Below are 18,702 nucleotides of genomic sequence, written 5' to 3'. Positions count from 1 at the left end.
CCCCTCTACAACTGGGAAACGTGATACAATAGCAGTGGAGGGATAAGCATGAGAGGAACGCGTTCAATTCAATCAACAATTCTGTGGCGGCTAGTTCCCGGATTAATCTTCTTCGTAGTCACAACCGGCATTACATCCTATGTACTGTCAGCTGAACAATTAAAATCCAATGCCTACGCCAATATTAACGATACTGTATCTCAATCCAAAAATTATTTGGACGACCGTCTCGGTGTTCTGCTGTCGGCGGTCGTCGCCATGTTTAATAACAACTACAATAACACGGATCTGGTGCAGTCATTGATCCATTCCGACAACCCCGACTTTGCCGCGGGTCCAATTGATTATATCGTCTGGAACCAGTCGCTCAATCAGTTCTATTCGTACGATAATTATGATATGGTTGATTCTGTTGTGTTATGGTACAACAACGGAAAAATCGCGTTAGCGAGAACGGATCATATATTCAAGCCTCTACACTTTACGGTTATGCCTTATTTGAATCGTACGGAAGGCTCATTAGCCACTGTTTTTTGGAAAAACCTTCATGACCGGGATATTCAGTATAACAGCGAAAATGACTCTAAAGTGGCGAGCATTTACGAGTGGGTCGGGCAAAATCGCACAGACCCGAAGGGCGTGTTTATCGTCAATATCAAGGCGGATTTTTTCAAGAAAATATTGAGCTCTCCTAAAATCAGCGATAATGGATACCTACTTTTGGCAAGTCCTGACGGACTTATGCGCTTCAAGACGGTGAGCGAAAAGTATGAGCTTGATGACGAACAACTTCGAAAGCGTTTGCAGGAAACGCCGAGCGCCTTCGGCAGAATGGAAATGCGCAGTAAGTACGGTTCGAACATGACCGTCATTTATGATACTCTCGGTGCAAATCACTGGAAACTCGCCGCTGTTTTTCCGGAAGAAGAAGTATTGAGCAAAGTGAACAATATTAAGTATTTAAATATTTTGGTCATTGCAGGGGCTGTACTGTTTGCCATCTTATTCTCAACGCTGCTAACCAGATACATTTCCAAGCCGATTAAACATTTGATTAGGCAAGTCAATCGGATCGAGGAAGGCAATCTGAACATCTCCGTCAAGGAATGGCCGCAGAACGAAATGACCGTTTTAAACTACGGATTGAAAGATATGGTTGAACGAATTCAAATGCTTCTCCAGCAGGTCAAAGATGAGCAAGAGATGAAAAGACAAATTGAAATATCTCTTCTACAGGCGCAAATTCAACCGCATTTTTTATATAACACCTTATTTTCCATTAAACAACTTTGCGATTTGGGTGAAGCGAAAGAAGCAGGAAGGATGATAACTGCTTTATCTACCTTCTTCCGCATTTCGATCAGCAAAGGTCAAGAAGTGATTTCTATTGCCCAAGAGCTGGAACAAGTGCAAACATACTTATTTATCCAGCAGATGAGGTATGGAGATGCTTTCCAATACAAGATCGATGTCGAGCCGTCGCTTCTAACATGTACAATTGTCAAACTTACTTTACAGCCCATAGTAGAGAATGCCATCTACCATGGGATCAAGAAGAGCGAGCATCAAGGTTGGATTCAAATTAGCGGTTACTGCACGGATGGAGATATTTATCTATTTGTGGAAGATAACGGTGTTGGATTGGAAAGCGAAAAAATTGCAGAGCTCAGAGCGGGTTTATCGGATACTGGTCCGGTGAAAGGCGGTTTCGGGGTTGTCAACGTGCACAAGCGGCTGCAGATGAATTATGGATACAATTATGGGTTGCATTATGAAAGCGAGCCTGGGAAGGGAACGCTTGTTACGATCAAAATTCGCAAGGTCCCAGAACAACCGACCGGCTGAGGGGGAATACCGACATGTATAACCTAATCATTGCGGACGACGATGTTATCATTCGGAGAGGTTTGAGCAAAAACATAGATTGGGAAGGCCACGGGTTTGATTTGTTTGGAACAGCAGGAACTGGTAAAGAAGCCCTGATGCTAGCGGAAAGTCGGAAACCTGATATCGTCATCACCGATATTCGCATGCCTCATATGGACGGGCTCGAGTTAACGGAACGACTAATAGCTAAATATCCGGATGTAAAAGTGATTCTCATGACAAGCTTCGAGGAGTTCGAATTTGCACAAAAAGCTTTAAAGTTGAAAGTATTCGACTATATCTTAAAGCCTTTCGAGAACGAGACCTTATTGGATACCGTTAACCGGGCAGCCGCTGAATATCGTCGGGAAAAGACAGTGCGAAAACAAATATTCGAAAGCATGCCTCTGCTGCGGCAGTTGTTCTGGGAACATTTGATTTCCGGACGTTTCGAAGAAACGGAACTAGCTAAGGAATCCGAATTTCTAGGAATTGATTTACAGGCTGTGCACTTTGCAACGAGTGTTATCAAAATTGACGACTACCAATCTCCAAAAATCCGCAACCGCTTCGGACAAGAAATGTTAAAGTTTTGCGTAGGCAATATAATTGAAGAAATGATTGGGCACCTGGACAAATGCTATGTTGTTCATTATGACGGAGAGGAAATTGTCCTTCTTTTCGGATCGTATGATGTGCCTATGACTATGTTGCATGAGATTCATGCTCTCATGGAGGAGATTCGGGAAAACGTGGAAAAGTTTTTGAAAACCACGATTACGGTGGGGGTCGGTCCAGTTTACGAACGACCGCTTTCCCTCTATCAATCTTATACGGAAGCGAAAGCAGTGCTCGAATATCGTCATATAACTGGAACTAATCAGGTACTGATTGCGAAGGATGTCAATTTACAGCCGGAAGTCGAGACAATCAGCGTACAGGGCTTGGAAAAAGAACTACTGGTCAAGGTGAGGTTGGGAATGGAAGAGCCTGCCTTATCTATCATAAATCAGCTGGAACAAGAAGTGCTGGACAGAAAATTTGTCCCTTTGCAGCAACTGCATATATTAGGGACCGAAATCGCGCTTCTTCTCTATCGGGAGTTTTGGGAATGGATTCATACGCCGCAAATGGAAGAACGTTTCGGTGGATTTACACACTTTTGCGCGAATCTGCAAATCATGACAACGTCCAAGGAAATATTCGCAACCATTCGAGATTTCACTGTTGAACTCATAGCAGAAATATGCGCTAGACGCGACAGTCATCAAAAGCAGTTGCTAAACAAAGCATTTCAATACATTGAAAGCAACTACACCCAGGAAGAATTGTCGCTGCAGGACGTGGCGGATCATGTGAATGTGAGCTCTGGATATTTGAGTGCCGTTTTTAAGAAGGTAGGAAATACTTTATTCTCCGATTACTTACTGAAAACTCGGATGAAAATGGCCTTAAATTTGATGAGCAGAGAAGACTGTAAATCCTATGAAATCGCCTATAAGGTAGGATTCAGCAATCCCCAATATTTCAGCGTCTGCTTTAAGAAATACACAGGCTTCTCGCCATCGGAATACCGAAGCGGTTCGTCGGCGCGAAGACTTAGTGAGTAATCTTCTGGCTGACGGAATACGTGCAGTGTGCGATAACGGAGGAAATTAATAAGACCGGGACTCCAAGATATATAAGGGGTTCCGGTTATTTTGTTTTCAAGTAATTGAGCAATAGTATCGACCGATTAGTAATGATATGATATATTCGACAATATTTGATACGGTTTCGAAGCTGTAAATCAATCAAGAGGGTGAAACGAATTGATGATCGGTATGGGGGCATTCAGAAATTTCCTTAAAAAGAGGGATCTCCTCGTTAGAATCATTTTGTCTTATGTGATGATTGGATTGCTCTTTATCGGTATTTTCGCGTATGTGGTCGTCAATCAAGTTTCCAAAAATTTGACGAAACAAATTTTTGAGCATACCGAATCTGCGGTAAACCAATCCTATAATACGGCCGATCTTTTGCTGACAAACACATATAACGAAATATCCGAGGAATTTTTGAATAATGATCTGTCATTCAACTTGACAGGTGATTTGTTGTTCAACGCTATGTACGGCCGTTCTTTTACGCCAATAGATACAGGTCGTATCAACAAAAAGCTGAACGGAATGATTGCTTCCAATCCGCTAATTTCATCTATTTATGTCTACAACTATAACGCAGGTATCGTATTTTCTTCGATCACGGCTGTCAGTCCTATCGCTGATTTCTTCGATAAACGAATGACAGAAATGCTGCAAAATAAAGATTTGTTCAAACTCGGAATCTTCATCCCGCGCAAGGAGCACTTCAAGCTGCCCGGAACGGAGTTCGATAAAAATTTAATTAGCATCATCTATTCAAATACCAAAAGAGATGGTAGTCCGGATGGTATCATGGTTGTGAATCTGGATCAGCAGGTGTTGCAGGACCAGGTAAGCAGAGGTGATCGGAACGAATTCCGAAAGGTTTTGATCATTAACGACCAAGGCGTGATTATTTCACATCCAGACAGCGCATTAATTAACGAAAACGTATCTAGCCAGTCCTATATTGATAAAATTCTTCATGACCCCACTAATACCGGAAGCATGGTGGACGAAGTTGGTAATAATAAAAGTCTGATCACCTACGTGAAGTCCGATCGATTGGGTTGGACGTTTATTGGAGTTGCGGAATATGAGGGCCTGCTTGGAGAAGTTACGGCTTTGAAAAAATTTATTCTTTGGGTCACATGCGTTTTCATTCTTCTGGTCGGGGTGACAGGTTTATTTTTTACGAAGATGATCTATACGCCAATTCATCGGTTGATTCAACGGATTCGACATACCTCCATTCAGTCGAAGGAACAGAATCAAATGAACGAATATGACCTGCTGACCGAATCTTTTTCGTTATTTGAAACCCAAATTGATTCCTTGCAAAGCGACGTAAAGAAATCTATGCATGTTCGCAAACAGCAATTTCTTCGCGACTTATTGAAGGGGACCGTAGGGAAAAACGGAGAGGAAGTCGGAATTGTCTTCGATAATGACAACTTCATCGTTTGTGTCCTTCGAATCGACGGATATAAGGACTTTTCGCTGAAATACGATCATATGGATATTTCCCTCTTTAAATATGCCATCGCCAATATCGCGTATGAGGTGATGGCCTCGGTTTTCCGGAACGAAACGGTGGATGACGGTCACGATGCGGTTGCGATCATTGTGAATGTTCCAGACGGAACCTATGAAGATGAGCTTCGTATTGAATCACTTTTGGAAGAAGTTCAGCAGCATATTTCAAGATTCCTCAAGATTACCGTTACCGCGGCTTACGGACCTCCCGTCGAAGATGAGGATCAGATCGTTTACGCGTGGAATGCCGCTTACAATGCTTCCCATTTCCGTTTAATTTACGGGACGAACAGTTTGATTTCCTATCGGAAAGACATATCTGACGGGTCAACTGTTTATGAATATCCCGCGGCGCTGGAAAAGCAGATCATGGATGGGCTGAAAGCGGGAGATGTAGACCGGTTGAAAGAAGATGTTTCCGAATTCGTCAGGGCTATTCATGGATACAGTTATGACGAAATGATGCTGGCATTGAACCAGCTTCTGGTAATGACAGTTCGAACGGCTAAGGATATGACGGATACGGAGCGGGATGACGTCCATTTGGCGCTTCACAGCGGGCAGCTTCACCTTATGAATTGGGACACGATAGAGCAAATCGAAGCCTGGTACGTTGATTTATGTGAAAAGGTTATCGCTCTTCGGGAGCGTCAAGCCACAGGCAAAAACAGTAATGCCGTTGAGAAAATGCTGGCCATTATCCGCGAGAGGTTCACGGATATCAATTTAACTGCCGATTCTTTGGCCGAACAAGTCGGGCTTTCAACGAATTATGCGCGGAGAATCTTTAAAGAAGCAGTCGGCCAATCGATCTCCGGCTATATTGCCGAGCAGCGTTTCCTGAAAGCACAAGAATTGCTGGTCACTACCGATCTTCCGGCCAACCAGATCTGTGAATTGATCGGATTCGAGAACGTTAATTATTTCTATATCTCTTTCAAAAAATACTGCGGGAAAACGCCAGACCATTACCGGAGGATAAAAAATAATAACGAATGAGAGGGGGAATGAAGGATGAATGGAAAAATGATTCGGGCTGTATTGGTCGGAATGACAATGCCCTTAATTCTAGGCTCCTTGGTAGCGTGCAGCAGGGAAAAAACCACAGATTCGGGCACGAGCGGCAGTCCCGGGGCTTCATCCGCTTCCTCACAGACAGCGCCGGTAACCTTGAAGGGGATGCTGTTTAGTGAGGCTCCCAAGGATCTGCCGGTCGTGCTCGAGGAATTTGAAAAGCAAACGAAGGACCAGCTAAATACAAAACTAAGTATTGAGTGGAATACGATAGCCGATCACAAGCAAAAGGTCAAACTAAAGATGGCGACCGGCGAAGCTGTTGATTTCATATTCGATGCCCCATGGATGGGTATTATGTATAATATGATCAATCAAGGGGCATACGCCCAACTGGATTCATATTTCAACAATGACCAATACCCCGGTCTGAAAAAAGCATTTTCCAAGGAGCTGTTGGAAAATAACAAGATCAACGGGCACATCTACTCTATTCCGATTGTCGATATTTTAAAAGACGTAAGCGTTGTCGTTTTGCGAAAAGATCTTCGGGAGAAGTACGGGCTTCCGGCAATCAAGTCTTACGATGACCTAAAGAAATTTTATGACAAGGTGTTGGAGAATGACAAAGATTTATCCCCCGTTTCAGGTATGATAGGCTTCTCCGATTTCCTTGAGACCGAGTTTGAGAATCCGAATGTTTTCACCATGAACCTGACGACCGGCGACGATTGGTTCGTATCTCTATCTCCGGATGGCAAGAAAGTGGAGGGGCTTGCGATTGTAGGCGATCCAGACTCGGAACTGGCGAAATTCCCGGCTCCATATAACACGAGAGCGAAGCTGTTCGAGAACTACTATCGTTATGCTGAGTGGAGCAAGTACCAGCCTAAGGATGTATTAAGCCAGAAGATGGATAATTTATGGAAAGCGGGGAAATTGGCTTCGACCGGATGGTTGCCGGTAAGCTTGGCTCCCCAATCAGAGGCAGACTTGAAGAAAGTATTACCGAATGCAGAAACGGAGATTTTTATCTTATCTAGCTGCGCTCGAAATTTTGCGAAAAATTGTCTGCAAACCGATTTCCGCGCCAACAACTCCATTGTCATACCGGCCAATTCGAAAAACATCGACCGTACGATGGCCTTTTTTGACTGGTTGTTTTCAAGCAGGGAAAACCATGACTTGTTCCAGTACGGTATTGCCGGCAAGCATTGGGAGCCGATAGGCAACGATCAATATAAAGAGCTTGAGCAAATAGATCATTACCGATTTCCCGGCTATGAATTGACTTGGAATCTGAACTATTTCAGGATGAACACGGACGCTCCCGACGAAGTGAAAAAAATATGGGCTTATGCGTCAAAGCCGGAATCCTATAAGAGGAAGAAGCTAGCCGGCTTTATATTCAATAACGAAGCGGTGAAATTGCAGTTGGTTCAGGTTCAACCCAAATTTGAGGCCTTCAACGAAGTTGCTCATGCAGGTTTGGCCGGAAATGGAGCGGACTTTGACGCAGCTGCCAAGAAGATCAATGAAGAGCTGCGAAGTCTTGGACTTGAGCAGATCCGCGCGGAATTAAAAAGACAAATCCAAGAATATCTAGATAAAAACGCGAAATAACTGTAAAACTATGCAAAAAAGGACATGATCATTAACGATCATGTCCTTTTTTGCATGTAAATGACAGCAAAATGATGTTTATGATGAAAATTAATGTTGGTAAACCACACATAATTAAAGTCAGCACCAAAATTTAATCTGTTTAGTTAAGACCCGAACTATCATACTTCTAATTGCTAGGGATTTACTTGAGATCAAAAATTCGTATTGGTATACGTGAAAAAGGAGGCCAAATTAATGAAAGACGCAACAATCATTCCAAGAAAAATTGAACCAATTACTATTAGACGTAAGTCTGGTTCATTTATACAGGAGATCCGCAAACATGGTCTATTGTATCTCTTAACCATCCCGGGCATTCTGTTAATCTTCGTATTTTCTTATTTGCCCATGGGCGGAATCGTGATCGCATTCCAAAACTTTAATGCGATCAAGGGGATAACGGGAAGCGAGTTTGTCGGGTTAAAGAATTTCGAATTTTTTTTCCAGTCCAGTGAAACGATTCATGTCATCTGGAATACGCTTTACCTCAATGTATTGTTCATCCTGTTCGGAACTATCACTTCGGTTGGCATTGCCGTCATTCTGTCGGAGCTAAGAGGCGAATGGTTTAAGCGTATCACCCAATCCGTCGTCATTCTGCCGAGCTTTCTCTCTTGGACAGTTATCGCTAGTTTCGTCACGGTTTTGCTTACCAACGGCGGCTTGTTGAACAAGACGCTGGAATATTTCGGCTTCGAATCCATTGGGTTTTATTCGGAACCGGCCATTTGGCCATTCCTTCTGGTTTTGATCAAAATTTGGCAAGGAGCGGGTTTCGGATCGATCATCTACCTTGCCGCTATCACATCAATTAACCCGGAGATCTATGAATCCGCCTCTATGGACGGAGCCAGCAGGTGGCAAAAGATTTGGAACATCACGCTTCCGCTGCTAAAGCCGACCGTCATCCTGCTCACGATACTCGCTATAGGCGGCATATTCTACGGAGATTTCGGTATGATTTACGGACTAGTCCAACGTAACGTATTGCTGTATGCAACAACGGACGTCATTGATACGTACGTTTACCGCGCCTTGGTGGATTTGGGGGACATAGGAATGGCGTCGGCCGTAGGCTTCTTCCAATCGTTCATCGGTTTCATTCTTGTTATCTCCGTGAATCAACTGGCCCGCAAGTTCAGCCCAGATTCGGCGCTCTTCTAGAATTCAACGAAAGTTGGTGCAACCATGATTAAGGAAAGTTACAGTGATCGCGTATTAAAAGTGTGCTTCTACGTCTTTATGGCCTTGTTCGCGATCTATTGTCTTATGCCGTTTTTAACGGTCATCAGCAACTCGCTGACGACCGAGGACTCGATTGTCAAAAACGGGTTCTCCATTTTTCCGCGCGAGTTCTCGTTGGAAGCCTTCAAGCTTATTTTCAAAGACAGCACGATTTATAGAGCTTACGGCGTGACCATTTTCGTTACCGTCGTCGGCACATTTCTTGCGATGCTGGTGACCTGCGCGCTCGCCTATCCGCTAGCTGTAAGGGCGCTTAAATATAAAAACTGGATCAATTTTTATGTTTACTTTACGCTGCTGTTCAATGGTGGATTGGTTTCCAGCTACCTGTTGATTTCCAAGTATTTAGACATGAGAGACTCCATCTGGGTGCTGATTATCCCCGCGCTGGTCAGCCCTTGGAACATGTTTCTACTGCGAAACTTTTTCAAGTCGATTGACGAATCGCTGGCGGAATCCGCCAAAATGGACGGTGCCAACGACATCTACATTTTTTTCAAAATCGTGCTTCCCATATCGCTGCCTGCTCTTGCAACAATCGGTCTCTTCTATGGACTCGGCTTCTGGAATAAGTGGTTTGAAGCGTTGTTGTATATAGATGATGCGCATAAGTTCCCGCTGCAATTTTTAATCCAACGGATCAATAGCAACCTCGCATTCGCAACTCAGTTAGCTTCGAAAGTTAACTTGACCAATTACGTTCTGCCGACTTTAACCACAAGGTTGGCGACGACCGTTGTAACGATCGGACCGATTATTTTCCTGTATCCGTTCCTGCAAAAGTATTTTGTTAAGGGACTTACGGTCGGCGCCATTAAAGGATAGTTTTGTTCGGCTGAACCCGTCGAAGGGCGGTTTAGTATATAACATGCAAGCAATATAAGGGAGGAAAACAGAAATGAAACGTAAGCTCAAAAGTGTGTCTCTGCTGCTTCTTGCGACCATGATGACAACGGTTGTCGCGGCGTGCAGCAAATCGGGCGAAAGTTCTCCAAGCAGCACCGCCAGCAGCGCAGCTCCGACTGCCGCTGCAAGCAAGACCCCAGATCCAGGTACGCTAAAGGTGATGCTCTTCGGAGAAAAACCGGCCGATATGGACAAGGTTCTTGCCGAGTTCGAGAAACGGACCAAAGACACCCTCAATACCAAGCTGGATATCTCATTCGATGTGTTTGAACAGTACAAAACGAAAATGAAATTGAAAATGACAGCAGGTGAAGATGTCGACTTGATGTTCGATGCCCCATGGGCGAACATGGTGCCTAACATCAGTCAAGGCTATTATCAGGAATTAGACCAATATTTCAATAATGATGCCTATCCTGGTTTGAAGAAAGCGTTCACTCCTGAATTCCTCGAATCCAACAAAGTTAACGGGCATATTTATGGGGTTCCGATCACCAATGCATTCTCTGATATCGAAGCGGTCTTCATCCGCAAAGATCTTCGCGAGAAATATGGATTGAAACCGATTCAAAGCTATGACGACCTGAAGGTTTATTATGACAAAGTCAAGGAAAACGATCCGAAAATGGTACCATATCCTGGCGGGCGAGACGGTTGGTACAGAGTGTTCCAGAACTTTAAGGACAAACAGACCAATTTCCGTTCGAACCCTTACGATGTAGGCGGAACAAGTACTCCGTTTAATATTGTCTTGTCCCAAGATGGGAAAAAAGTGCTTGGTGCCACGACGATCGGCGATCCAAATGAGGATTATGCCAAGCTCCCTGCTCCGTTCAACAATCCAGACTATTTTTACAATTATTTGGACAAACGGGTAGAATTTAGACAATACCTTCCAAAAGATGCCGGGGCAGCAGCTGCTGGAGCAGCAGCTGCCGGTGTGGTATCGGCTTCTGATGAAGGCAACCTTTCCAATGCTGCGAAAAAACTTGCCGAATGGAAGAAGGTTGATCCTAAAGCAGAGATGGAAATTTTCGTTTATAACGATGCCGCCCGCGATATGAAGCCCGGCGCTATCGGAACGGACCACAAAGCATGGAACTTCCTTGTCGTACCGAAGAATTCCAAAAATATCGATCGTACCATGAAGTATCTCGATTGGCTCTATAGCAATCCAGACAACCATGATCTGTTTGAGCTCGGCATCGAAGGCGAGCATTGGACCAAAGACGGCGACGGCAAGTATAAGGGTACGGCAAACTCCAAGAACTATGTGTTTCCGGGGTATGAATTGAGTTGGAACCCTTCGTTGTCCCGCGTCAACAGCGAGAATGAAGCGGAAGTGCTCAAATATATAGCTTACCAATCCAAAAACGAATCATATTACTCATTAGCGCTCAGAGGCTTTACATTCAACTCAGAGCCGGTAAAAACCGAAATGGCGAAAGTACAGCCGAAATACGATGTATTAAAAGGAATTGTAGTATCAGGTCTAGATCCGAATTGGAAACAAAATGCGGCTGAAGTTAACAAAGAGCTTCGCTCGCTTGGTCTTGAGAAAATTCGGGCTGAATTGCTGAAGCAAGTTCAAGCTTATCTTGACGCAGGCGGCAAATAAGCAGGTTGGCAACAAAGCCGGCGTTAGGACAAATCCATTTTGCCTTCGCCGGCTGTTTTAAATAGAAAACACCTTGCGCATCGCGACAGCACATATGATCCTTACAGAATTTTTTTAAGTAAAAACATAACGATATTAAAAAACGTATAGAGCCCACGGCAAATGCCGGGAGACTATTGCTTAAGAGGGGAGACACATGATGCGTAAAAATTCACTTCATTTCGGAGATCTATGGAAACGTTTTCTTGCGGTAGTTGCATTAGTGAGTATGCTTGCAACGCTTATGCCGATTGGTGCGGCTTCGGCTGCGACCGTCAGCACAGGCTATCAAGTCCAAATTAATGAAACGATCACGGGCGGTTTCACCCACCCGGGGGTCGGATTAACCAAAGCCACACTGGAAACGATGAGAGCGGAGGTACAGGCACAAAAAGAACCTTGGTATTCCAATTATCAGGCAATGACTCAATCTTATGCTGCTTCGAAAACGGTTACATCCAGCAATCAGAGTTCTACAGATCCATCGAAGCCGGCCATCGATGCGTTTAACTGTCAATGCTTTGAACCGAAATTTATAGATGATGGTTTGAAAGCTTATACACAGGCGCTGATGTATTATATAACCGGCGATGAGACATATCGGGCTAATGCCATGCATATTATCCGTATTTGGGAGCAGATGGATCCTGCGAAATACGCGTTTTATACCGATGCGCATATTCATTCGGCAATGCCGCTCAATCGGATGGTAACTGCGGCAGAAATTTTGAGATATTCAAGTTATCAAACAGCAGAACTTGCTTGGACGGATCAAGATACGGCTAATTTTACGAATAACCTGATTACTCCGGTAATCGAAACCTTTCTGCATGATAACAACCATTTTATGAACCAGCATAATTATCCGCTGCTCGGAGCCATAGCCGGTTATATCTTTACCGATAACAGAGATCGATATAACGAGGCTGTCGAGTGGTCTACCGTTAATAAAACAGCTGTAGATCAAGGCTTCAATGGATCGGTTAAGCGATTGTTCCGATTGGTCGATACCAATGCGGATACAGGGGAACAATTGGATAACCCGTATGTTCAACATGTGGAAATGGGCAGAGACCAAGCGCATGGCGGCGGTGACTTAACGAATGCGGCCATCATATCGCGATTGCTTCTTGCCCAAGGAACCAAAGTCGATCCGGTGGATGGCACCGTATCCACTACGGACAATGCAGTAAGTCCGTATGAGTTTTTGAATGATCGCATTTTAGCGGCCGCGAACTATTTTTGGAAGTTCATGCTCGGTTATGACACGACATGGACGCCAGTTCCTTACGCAATCTCTCCTGATGGAACGGTAAGAGGCATCTATAGCGCTATATCAAACGCTTATAGGGGAAGAATGATGACCGCTAATTTTTGGGACCTTTACTACTATTACACGTATGTGAAAGGGATCAATGTAGCGGAGAAGGCGCCATACTATTATGAAGCGTTTACAAAGAGGCTTCCATCCAATTATTACTTCGGCGGAGGTCTTGTACAAAACTGGAATAACGTGGATGGCGGCGGAGACTTCTGGCTCTATTTGCCGCAGGCGGTTGAGTCTGAGGGGGCAAAGTATCTTCCCAAGGAGCAAACAAGTGATGCGTTGGTAGAAATCGAACAGCGGTATACGTCATTCGATAACAATGCCGCAACCATGCAAGAAGGAGATACCTCCTACGTGGAGATTAAGTCTACGGCAGCGGGTAGTAAAATTGTCGTGCAGAATATGGCCTATGCCGATCCTGCGGCGAATCCCATTATTGGATTAAAGATTCGCACCAACGGTGCCTCAACATTAGAGTTAACTAAAGGATTAAATTCAACCCCTTACTTTAAGATGGCGCTTCCTGACACGAAGGGGCAGTGGAAATATGTGACATACAACATTAGCCAAGTTATTCAAATTGATGGGAATTACAGTCTCCTATATATGAACGTAAAAGGAGAAGGCACGACGGTTGACATTGATCACATGAATATAAAAGCGGGCAAACAACTGACACCTCCGGCTTTTAAAGCAGGAAATTCGGATTTGAATACATTTAGCTTTGTCGGGGCGCCTATGAATTTGGATTTTTCCGCCACGGATTCAAGCAGCACGGATGTCGTTGCTTATGATATTCAGAATATGCCGCAAGGTGCTGTGTTTAATGCGACTACCGGAGCATTTTCTTGGCAGCCAACACAAGCCGGCACGTATTCTTTTGTCGCCCAAGCTTCTGACGGTACGACGATTTCAACCAAAACTGTCAAAATTGTCGTAGCCAGTGACCGGGCTTCTGCCGTGCAAGCAGCGATTGCATCCTATAATTCAAACGCAAGCTACGTGACTGCGACGCTGAATCATTTTAAAGCGGTGTATGATGATACAGTGGGTCAGATTGCGGTTGCGACCGATGAAGCCTTCTCTCAACAATTGTTAACCTTAAGGAGTGCAACCGAAGGTCTTCAATTATTGACGCCTTTATTAACATTTGACGGAAGCATGGACTATTCCAATATTGTTACATCCACCTTTGGCACCGGGATTTCAGCTCTAGTGGATAATGATAATGATACTTTTACGGGCTTTAGGTCGGGATATTCGAACTTGTTCCATATCTTGGATTTTGGGATTAATTATAAAGTGTCAGCAAGTGCTTTTGGTATACAAAGTAGAATGAATTTTGTGGATCGCGCGGCGGGTTCCGTGGTATACGGGTCCAATGATAATGAAAATTGGACACGGCTAACTCCGGGAGAAGCATCGTTTACCAATGCCATATCAACGATAGCCGTCGACGATGCGTACAAAAATGCGCAATACCGATTTATTAAAATCCAATTGATTGATCCACAGCCTGATATTATTCATAATTCTGTTCAAAATATGCTTGAATTGGGCGAATTTAGAATTTATGGAGAACGTCATGAGATTGGCAACAAGCTTGAATCCGTTTCCCTTGGTTCAGATCAGAGCGTCAGTGGCAAGATTTCCACAGGCAATACGGCAAAATTGGCGATTAAAGCAAAAGAAGCTATCCAAAATGTAAAGGTCAAAATTCAAGGCGTAGATGCGACTGTCACCACAATAGACAATATCAACTGGACGGCCACGGCATCCTTGAATGGAACTGTACAAACAGGTCCGGTTAAATTTACAATCGACTACCAAAAGAATGACGGAACGAATGGAGACACCACGTATTTGACAACCGATGGCTCCAAGCTGTTCCTTGTTGATGGGTCAACATTCATCAATGTCCCCATGCTGGCTACAGTTAAAGCTTCGGATGCCCAGTGGCCTGGCAACGGTTTGTCGGCTGATCAGGTAGGTAATTTGCTGTTCGATGGCAATACGGCTACTTTCGGCGACTTGAATACCTCCTCAGGTTCCTATTACACGGTAGACTTTGGAGCAGGCGCAGCTGTAAAGTTGAGTGAAGTTGTGCTAATGCCAAGGGCATCGCATCCTGAAAGAATGAATGGACTTATTGTTCAAGGCTCCAATGATAATGTAAGTTGGACAGACCTTACTAAAGCTGTTACAGGAGCACAAGCTGACACATGGTCCGACATACAAGCTAGTCAAATGTTAGATCATAATAACTACCGTTACTTGAGGCTGTATAATAGCACCGCTTGGAGCGGCAACGTAGCAGAAGTTGAATTTTATGGCGATTACGTTTCAACTCCTGCAACACTTGCATCTAAAATAACTAGTATGGAAGCGCCTGTAAAGGGTGCAACAAGCATTACACTGCCAATAGTTCCAAATGGCTATATAATAGCGTTAAAATCAGCAACACCTGCAGGAATTGTTGCAACAGATGGAACAATTACACAACCTGCAATAGACACAGTGGTGTCATTCGTATTTACAATCAAAAAGACAGCAGATGGTACAACAGCGGATACGGGAACTATAAATACTGTAGTAACAGGAAAGGCAACAGCGCCAAAAATCAATGTCTCAGCACTGGCTGCCGTTACAGCTTCGGATAAACAGTGGACGAGTACGGGATCGGGTGGTTTGACAGCAGCTCAGGTAGGCTATTTGTTGTTTGATGGCAATATGACCACTTATGGTGACCTGAATACCGCCACCGGTTCCTATTATACCGTTGACTTCGGAGCAGGCTCGGCTGTTAAGCTGAACGAAATCAAGCTTATGCCAAGAGCGCCGTCCAATGGAGTATCGTATAGTGGAAGAATGAATGGACTCATTGTTCAAGGCTCCAACGATAATGTAAGTTGGACAAACCTTACTCTAGCTGTTACAGGAGCAAAGGATAATACTTGGACCGATATAAGAATTGATAAAATTTTAAATCAAAATAATTACCGGTATTTAAAACTGTATAATAGCGCCGCTTGGAGTGGCGACGTAGCAGAAGTTGAATTTTATGGTAATTATGACTTCAATGTTGATTCCAAAGTGCTTACCCCAGACGGCTATACTCGGGCTAGCTACTACCTGTACCAACAGGAAGTAGATCGGATTAAGGCGGCATTGAGCCAGCCGGGAGCTGACAAGATGCAGTTGGCACTTGATCTGAAGCAAGCGGAAGGGCTGCTGGTATCGACAAGCACGCTTATTGCGGACCAAATAGCAGTTACACAATCGATGGTCAATGCTTCAACGAATCAATGGCCTGGCACAGGCACAACGCAACAGAACGGATGGCGCGCGTTCGATGGCGATACAAACACATCGACTGATACGACATCGAATCCAAGCTGGATACTTGTCGATTTTGGAACAAACAAGCAGGCGATCGGCAGCGTCAAATTTTATCCGAGAACGACTAATGTAAGCCGGATGAACGGAGCGATTCTTCAAGGCTCCAACGATGGAACGAACTTCGTCAATCTGTATACGATTAACAACATCAACACAGCGCAATGGTATACGGCTGCTATCACCAACAACACGGAGTTCCTTTATTTCCGCTATTACACAACAACCGGAAACGCGAATGTTGCGGAACTCCAGCTTTATCAAAAGGTGAAGGATAAGACGCTGCTCACGCTTCTGCTCAGCAAAGCGGCAGCCATTAGCTCTAAGCAATATACGGCAGAAAGCTACGCCGCTCTTCAGACAGCCGTAACGGCGGCGACGAGCGTATCGGTGAATGCAAATGCAACTCAGGCAGAGATCGATGCGGCGTCCGCCAGCCTGAACACGGCGCTGGAAGGCTTGATCTATCTGCTTTCTGCATCCGTGAATCCCGCCGCGCCCAATGGGTTGAACGGATGGTACACGGTTCCGGTTACCGTCACGTTATCGACCTATGGGACGGAATACAACCTGAACGGAGAAGCAGCATGGCATTCCTATTCATCTCCGATCACATTGGAGCAGGACGGCGCCTATACGCTCAATTATCGATTGATAAATACGACGACCGCTCAAACGAACACAGTAAATATTGATAAGACGGCTCCGTCAGACGCAACCTTTGCCGCAGATACTACATTACCGACCAATAGCGATGTTAGTGTAACGATCAGCTATCCGGCTGACGCAGCGGTGAAGGAATACAAAGTGGGCGACAGCGGTACTTGGACATTGTACACGGCTCCAGTCGTTGTTTCCACAAACGACACGGTGTATGCCAGAGGAACGGATGCAGCGGGCAACGTCTCGAATATTGCGAGCTATTTGGTTAGCAATATCGATAAAATTGCACCTGCAGATGCAACGTTGTCAGCAGATATTACAGCGCCGACTAACGCCGACGTGACCGTAACGATCAGCTATCCAGATGATGTTGCGGTGAAAGAATACAAACTGGGCGCAAATGGCACTTGGACAGCATACGGTGCTCCAGTGGTTGTTACTGCAAACGACACATTGTATGCAAGAGGATCAGATGCAGCGGGCAATGTCTCGAATGTAACTAATTATGTGGTCAGCAACATCGATCATATTGCACCGGTGGATGCAAAATTATCTGCAGATACCACAGCGCCGACCAACCAAGGCGTTACCGTAACAATCAGCTATCCGGCTGACGCAGCGGTGAAGGAATACAAAGTGGGCGACAGCGGCACTTGGACAGCATACACCACCCCAGTCGTCGTTTCCGATAATGATACTTTGTTTGCAAGAGGAACAGATGCCGTAGGCAACGTCTCCAATATAACCAGCATTACAGTAAGCAACATTTATAAAATTGCCCCTGTAACAGCCGCAACGTTAAGTCCTGCTGCGCCTAACGGCAAGAACAGCTGGTACACGACGGATGTTACAGTAAGCTTAACCGTAAGCGCTAATGTATACGGAGGAGCAGTGACAACCGAATACCAAGTGAATGACGGTGCTTGGATCACCTACACCGGTTCCATTCCTGCTTTCGGTGAAGGAACTTATAAGTTCGGTTACCGCAGCAAGGATCAAGCCGGCAATATCGAACAGCTCAAAACCGTTGAGTTTAAGGTTGACAAGACGGCGCCAACATTAACCGTTCAATTAGATAAAACGTCGATTTGGCCGGCAGATCATAAAATGGTGACGGTCAATGCCACGCTGAATTCGAGTGATGCTACATCGGGCGTTGAATCTGTGGTGTTAACGTCCATCACGAGCAATCAACCGAATAGCAGTCAAAGCGACATTCAGGCCAATTTCGGTACAGCTACCACTTCATTTAGCTTGCGTGCAGAAAAATCATGCATCTATACCATCACGTATACGGCAACCGACAAAGCGGGCAACAAAACGGTTACTTCTGTAACCGTCACTGTGCCGCATGATCAATCAAGCAATAACTAAAATGTACCTTGTTTCGGGAGGAAGGCTTTAATGCCGTCCTCCCGGTTTCAATGAATCATCCCTCTAATTTAAAATAAGGAGCATGATGGAAATAGGTAAGTCGCAAGCAACTTTAACAGAAAGTCATGAAAAAGCAGCTCACAATTTCGGAGGGTGGCATTCCTGCCATCGTAAGGGAAAGATCATAGACTGGAGTGTAATTATCTTAATTGAATGATTTTACAATGGAAAAATGCTTATATTCTCTATGATACGAAAATAGACCATTATTACAATTCAGTAACACGCCAAGGAGGACATCATGAATAGTTTAGTCGTATACAAAGCACAAGTAGGTGCAATCGGTCGGGAAGATTTTTCGGTTAGCGTACGTACGCCAGGAGGCTTGTGGCAAGTATAATCCCGTGTCAGGCAAACGGATTGAAAACATT

At 44.6% G+C, this 18,702-nt stretch carries 8 protein-coding genes; all 8 read left to right on the top strand.

Translation table 11 applies throughout. From position 1 onward, the window contains the following. Positions 1 to 48: 48 nt before the first annotated feature. Positions 49 to 1,845, top strand: coding sequence for a sensor histidine kinase (locus ASG93_RS07030; protein WP_056830248.1), 1,797 nt, complete (start codon positions 49 to 51; stop codon positions 1,843 to 1,845). Positions 1,846 to 1,859: 14 nt separating this feature from the next. Beyond that, the gene (locus ASG93_RS07025; protein ID WP_056830246.1) at positions 1,860 to 3,476 is read left to right on the top strand and encodes a response regulator; all 1,617 of its coding nucleotides are present in this window, start codon (positions 1,860 to 1,862) and stop codon (positions 3,474 to 3,476) included. Between the two features lie 204 nt (positions 3,477 to 3,680). Continuing rightward, complete coding sequence (locus tag ASG93_RS07020) at positions 3,681 to 6,023, top strand: AraC family transcriptional regulator (protein ID WP_056830244.1); 2,343 nt, start codon at positions 3,681 to 3,683, stop codon at positions 6,021 to 6,023. Positions 6,024 to 6,038: 15 nt separating this feature from the next. Then, positions 6,039 to 7,661, top strand: a complete 1,623-nt coding sequence (locus ASG93_RS07015) for an extracellular solute-binding protein (RefSeq protein ID WP_056830242.1) — start codon at positions 6,039 to 6,041, stop codon at positions 7,659 to 7,661. A gap of 237 nt (positions 7,662 to 7,898) precedes the next feature. Next, a complete protein-coding gene (locus ASG93_RS07010) occupies positions 7,899 to 8,867 on the top strand; it encodes an ABC transporter permease (RefSeq protein ID WP_056830240.1) in 969 nt (322 codons plus the stop codon). 24 nt (positions 8,868 to 8,891) lie between these two features. Continuing rightward, complete coding sequence (locus ASG93_RS07005) at positions 8,892 to 9,773, top strand: carbohydrate ABC transporter permease (protein ID WP_056830238.1); 882 nt, start codon at positions 8,892 to 8,894, stop codon at positions 9,771 to 9,773. Between the two features lie 73 nt (positions 9,774 to 9,846). Further along, entirely contained in the window at positions 9,847 to 11,472 is a 1,626-nt protein-coding gene (locus tag ASG93_RS07000; RefSeq protein WP_056830236.1) for an ABC transporter substrate-binding protein, read from the top strand. A gap of 196 nt (positions 11,473 to 11,668) precedes the next feature. Continuing rightward, positions 11,669 to 18,271, top strand: coding sequence for an OmpL47-type beta-barrel domain-containing protein (locus tag ASG93_RS06995; protein WP_056830235.1), 6,603 nt, complete (start codon positions 11,669 to 11,671; stop codon positions 18,269 to 18,271). Positions 18,272 to 18,702: the final 431 nt, after the last annotated feature.

This window comes from Paenibacillus sp. Soil787 (genome assembly GCF_001429545.1).
Classification (GTDB): Bacteria; Bacillota; Bacilli; order Paenibacillales; family NBRC-103111; genus Paenibacillus_E.
This window is presented reverse-complemented; position numbering and strand designations above follow the sequence as displayed.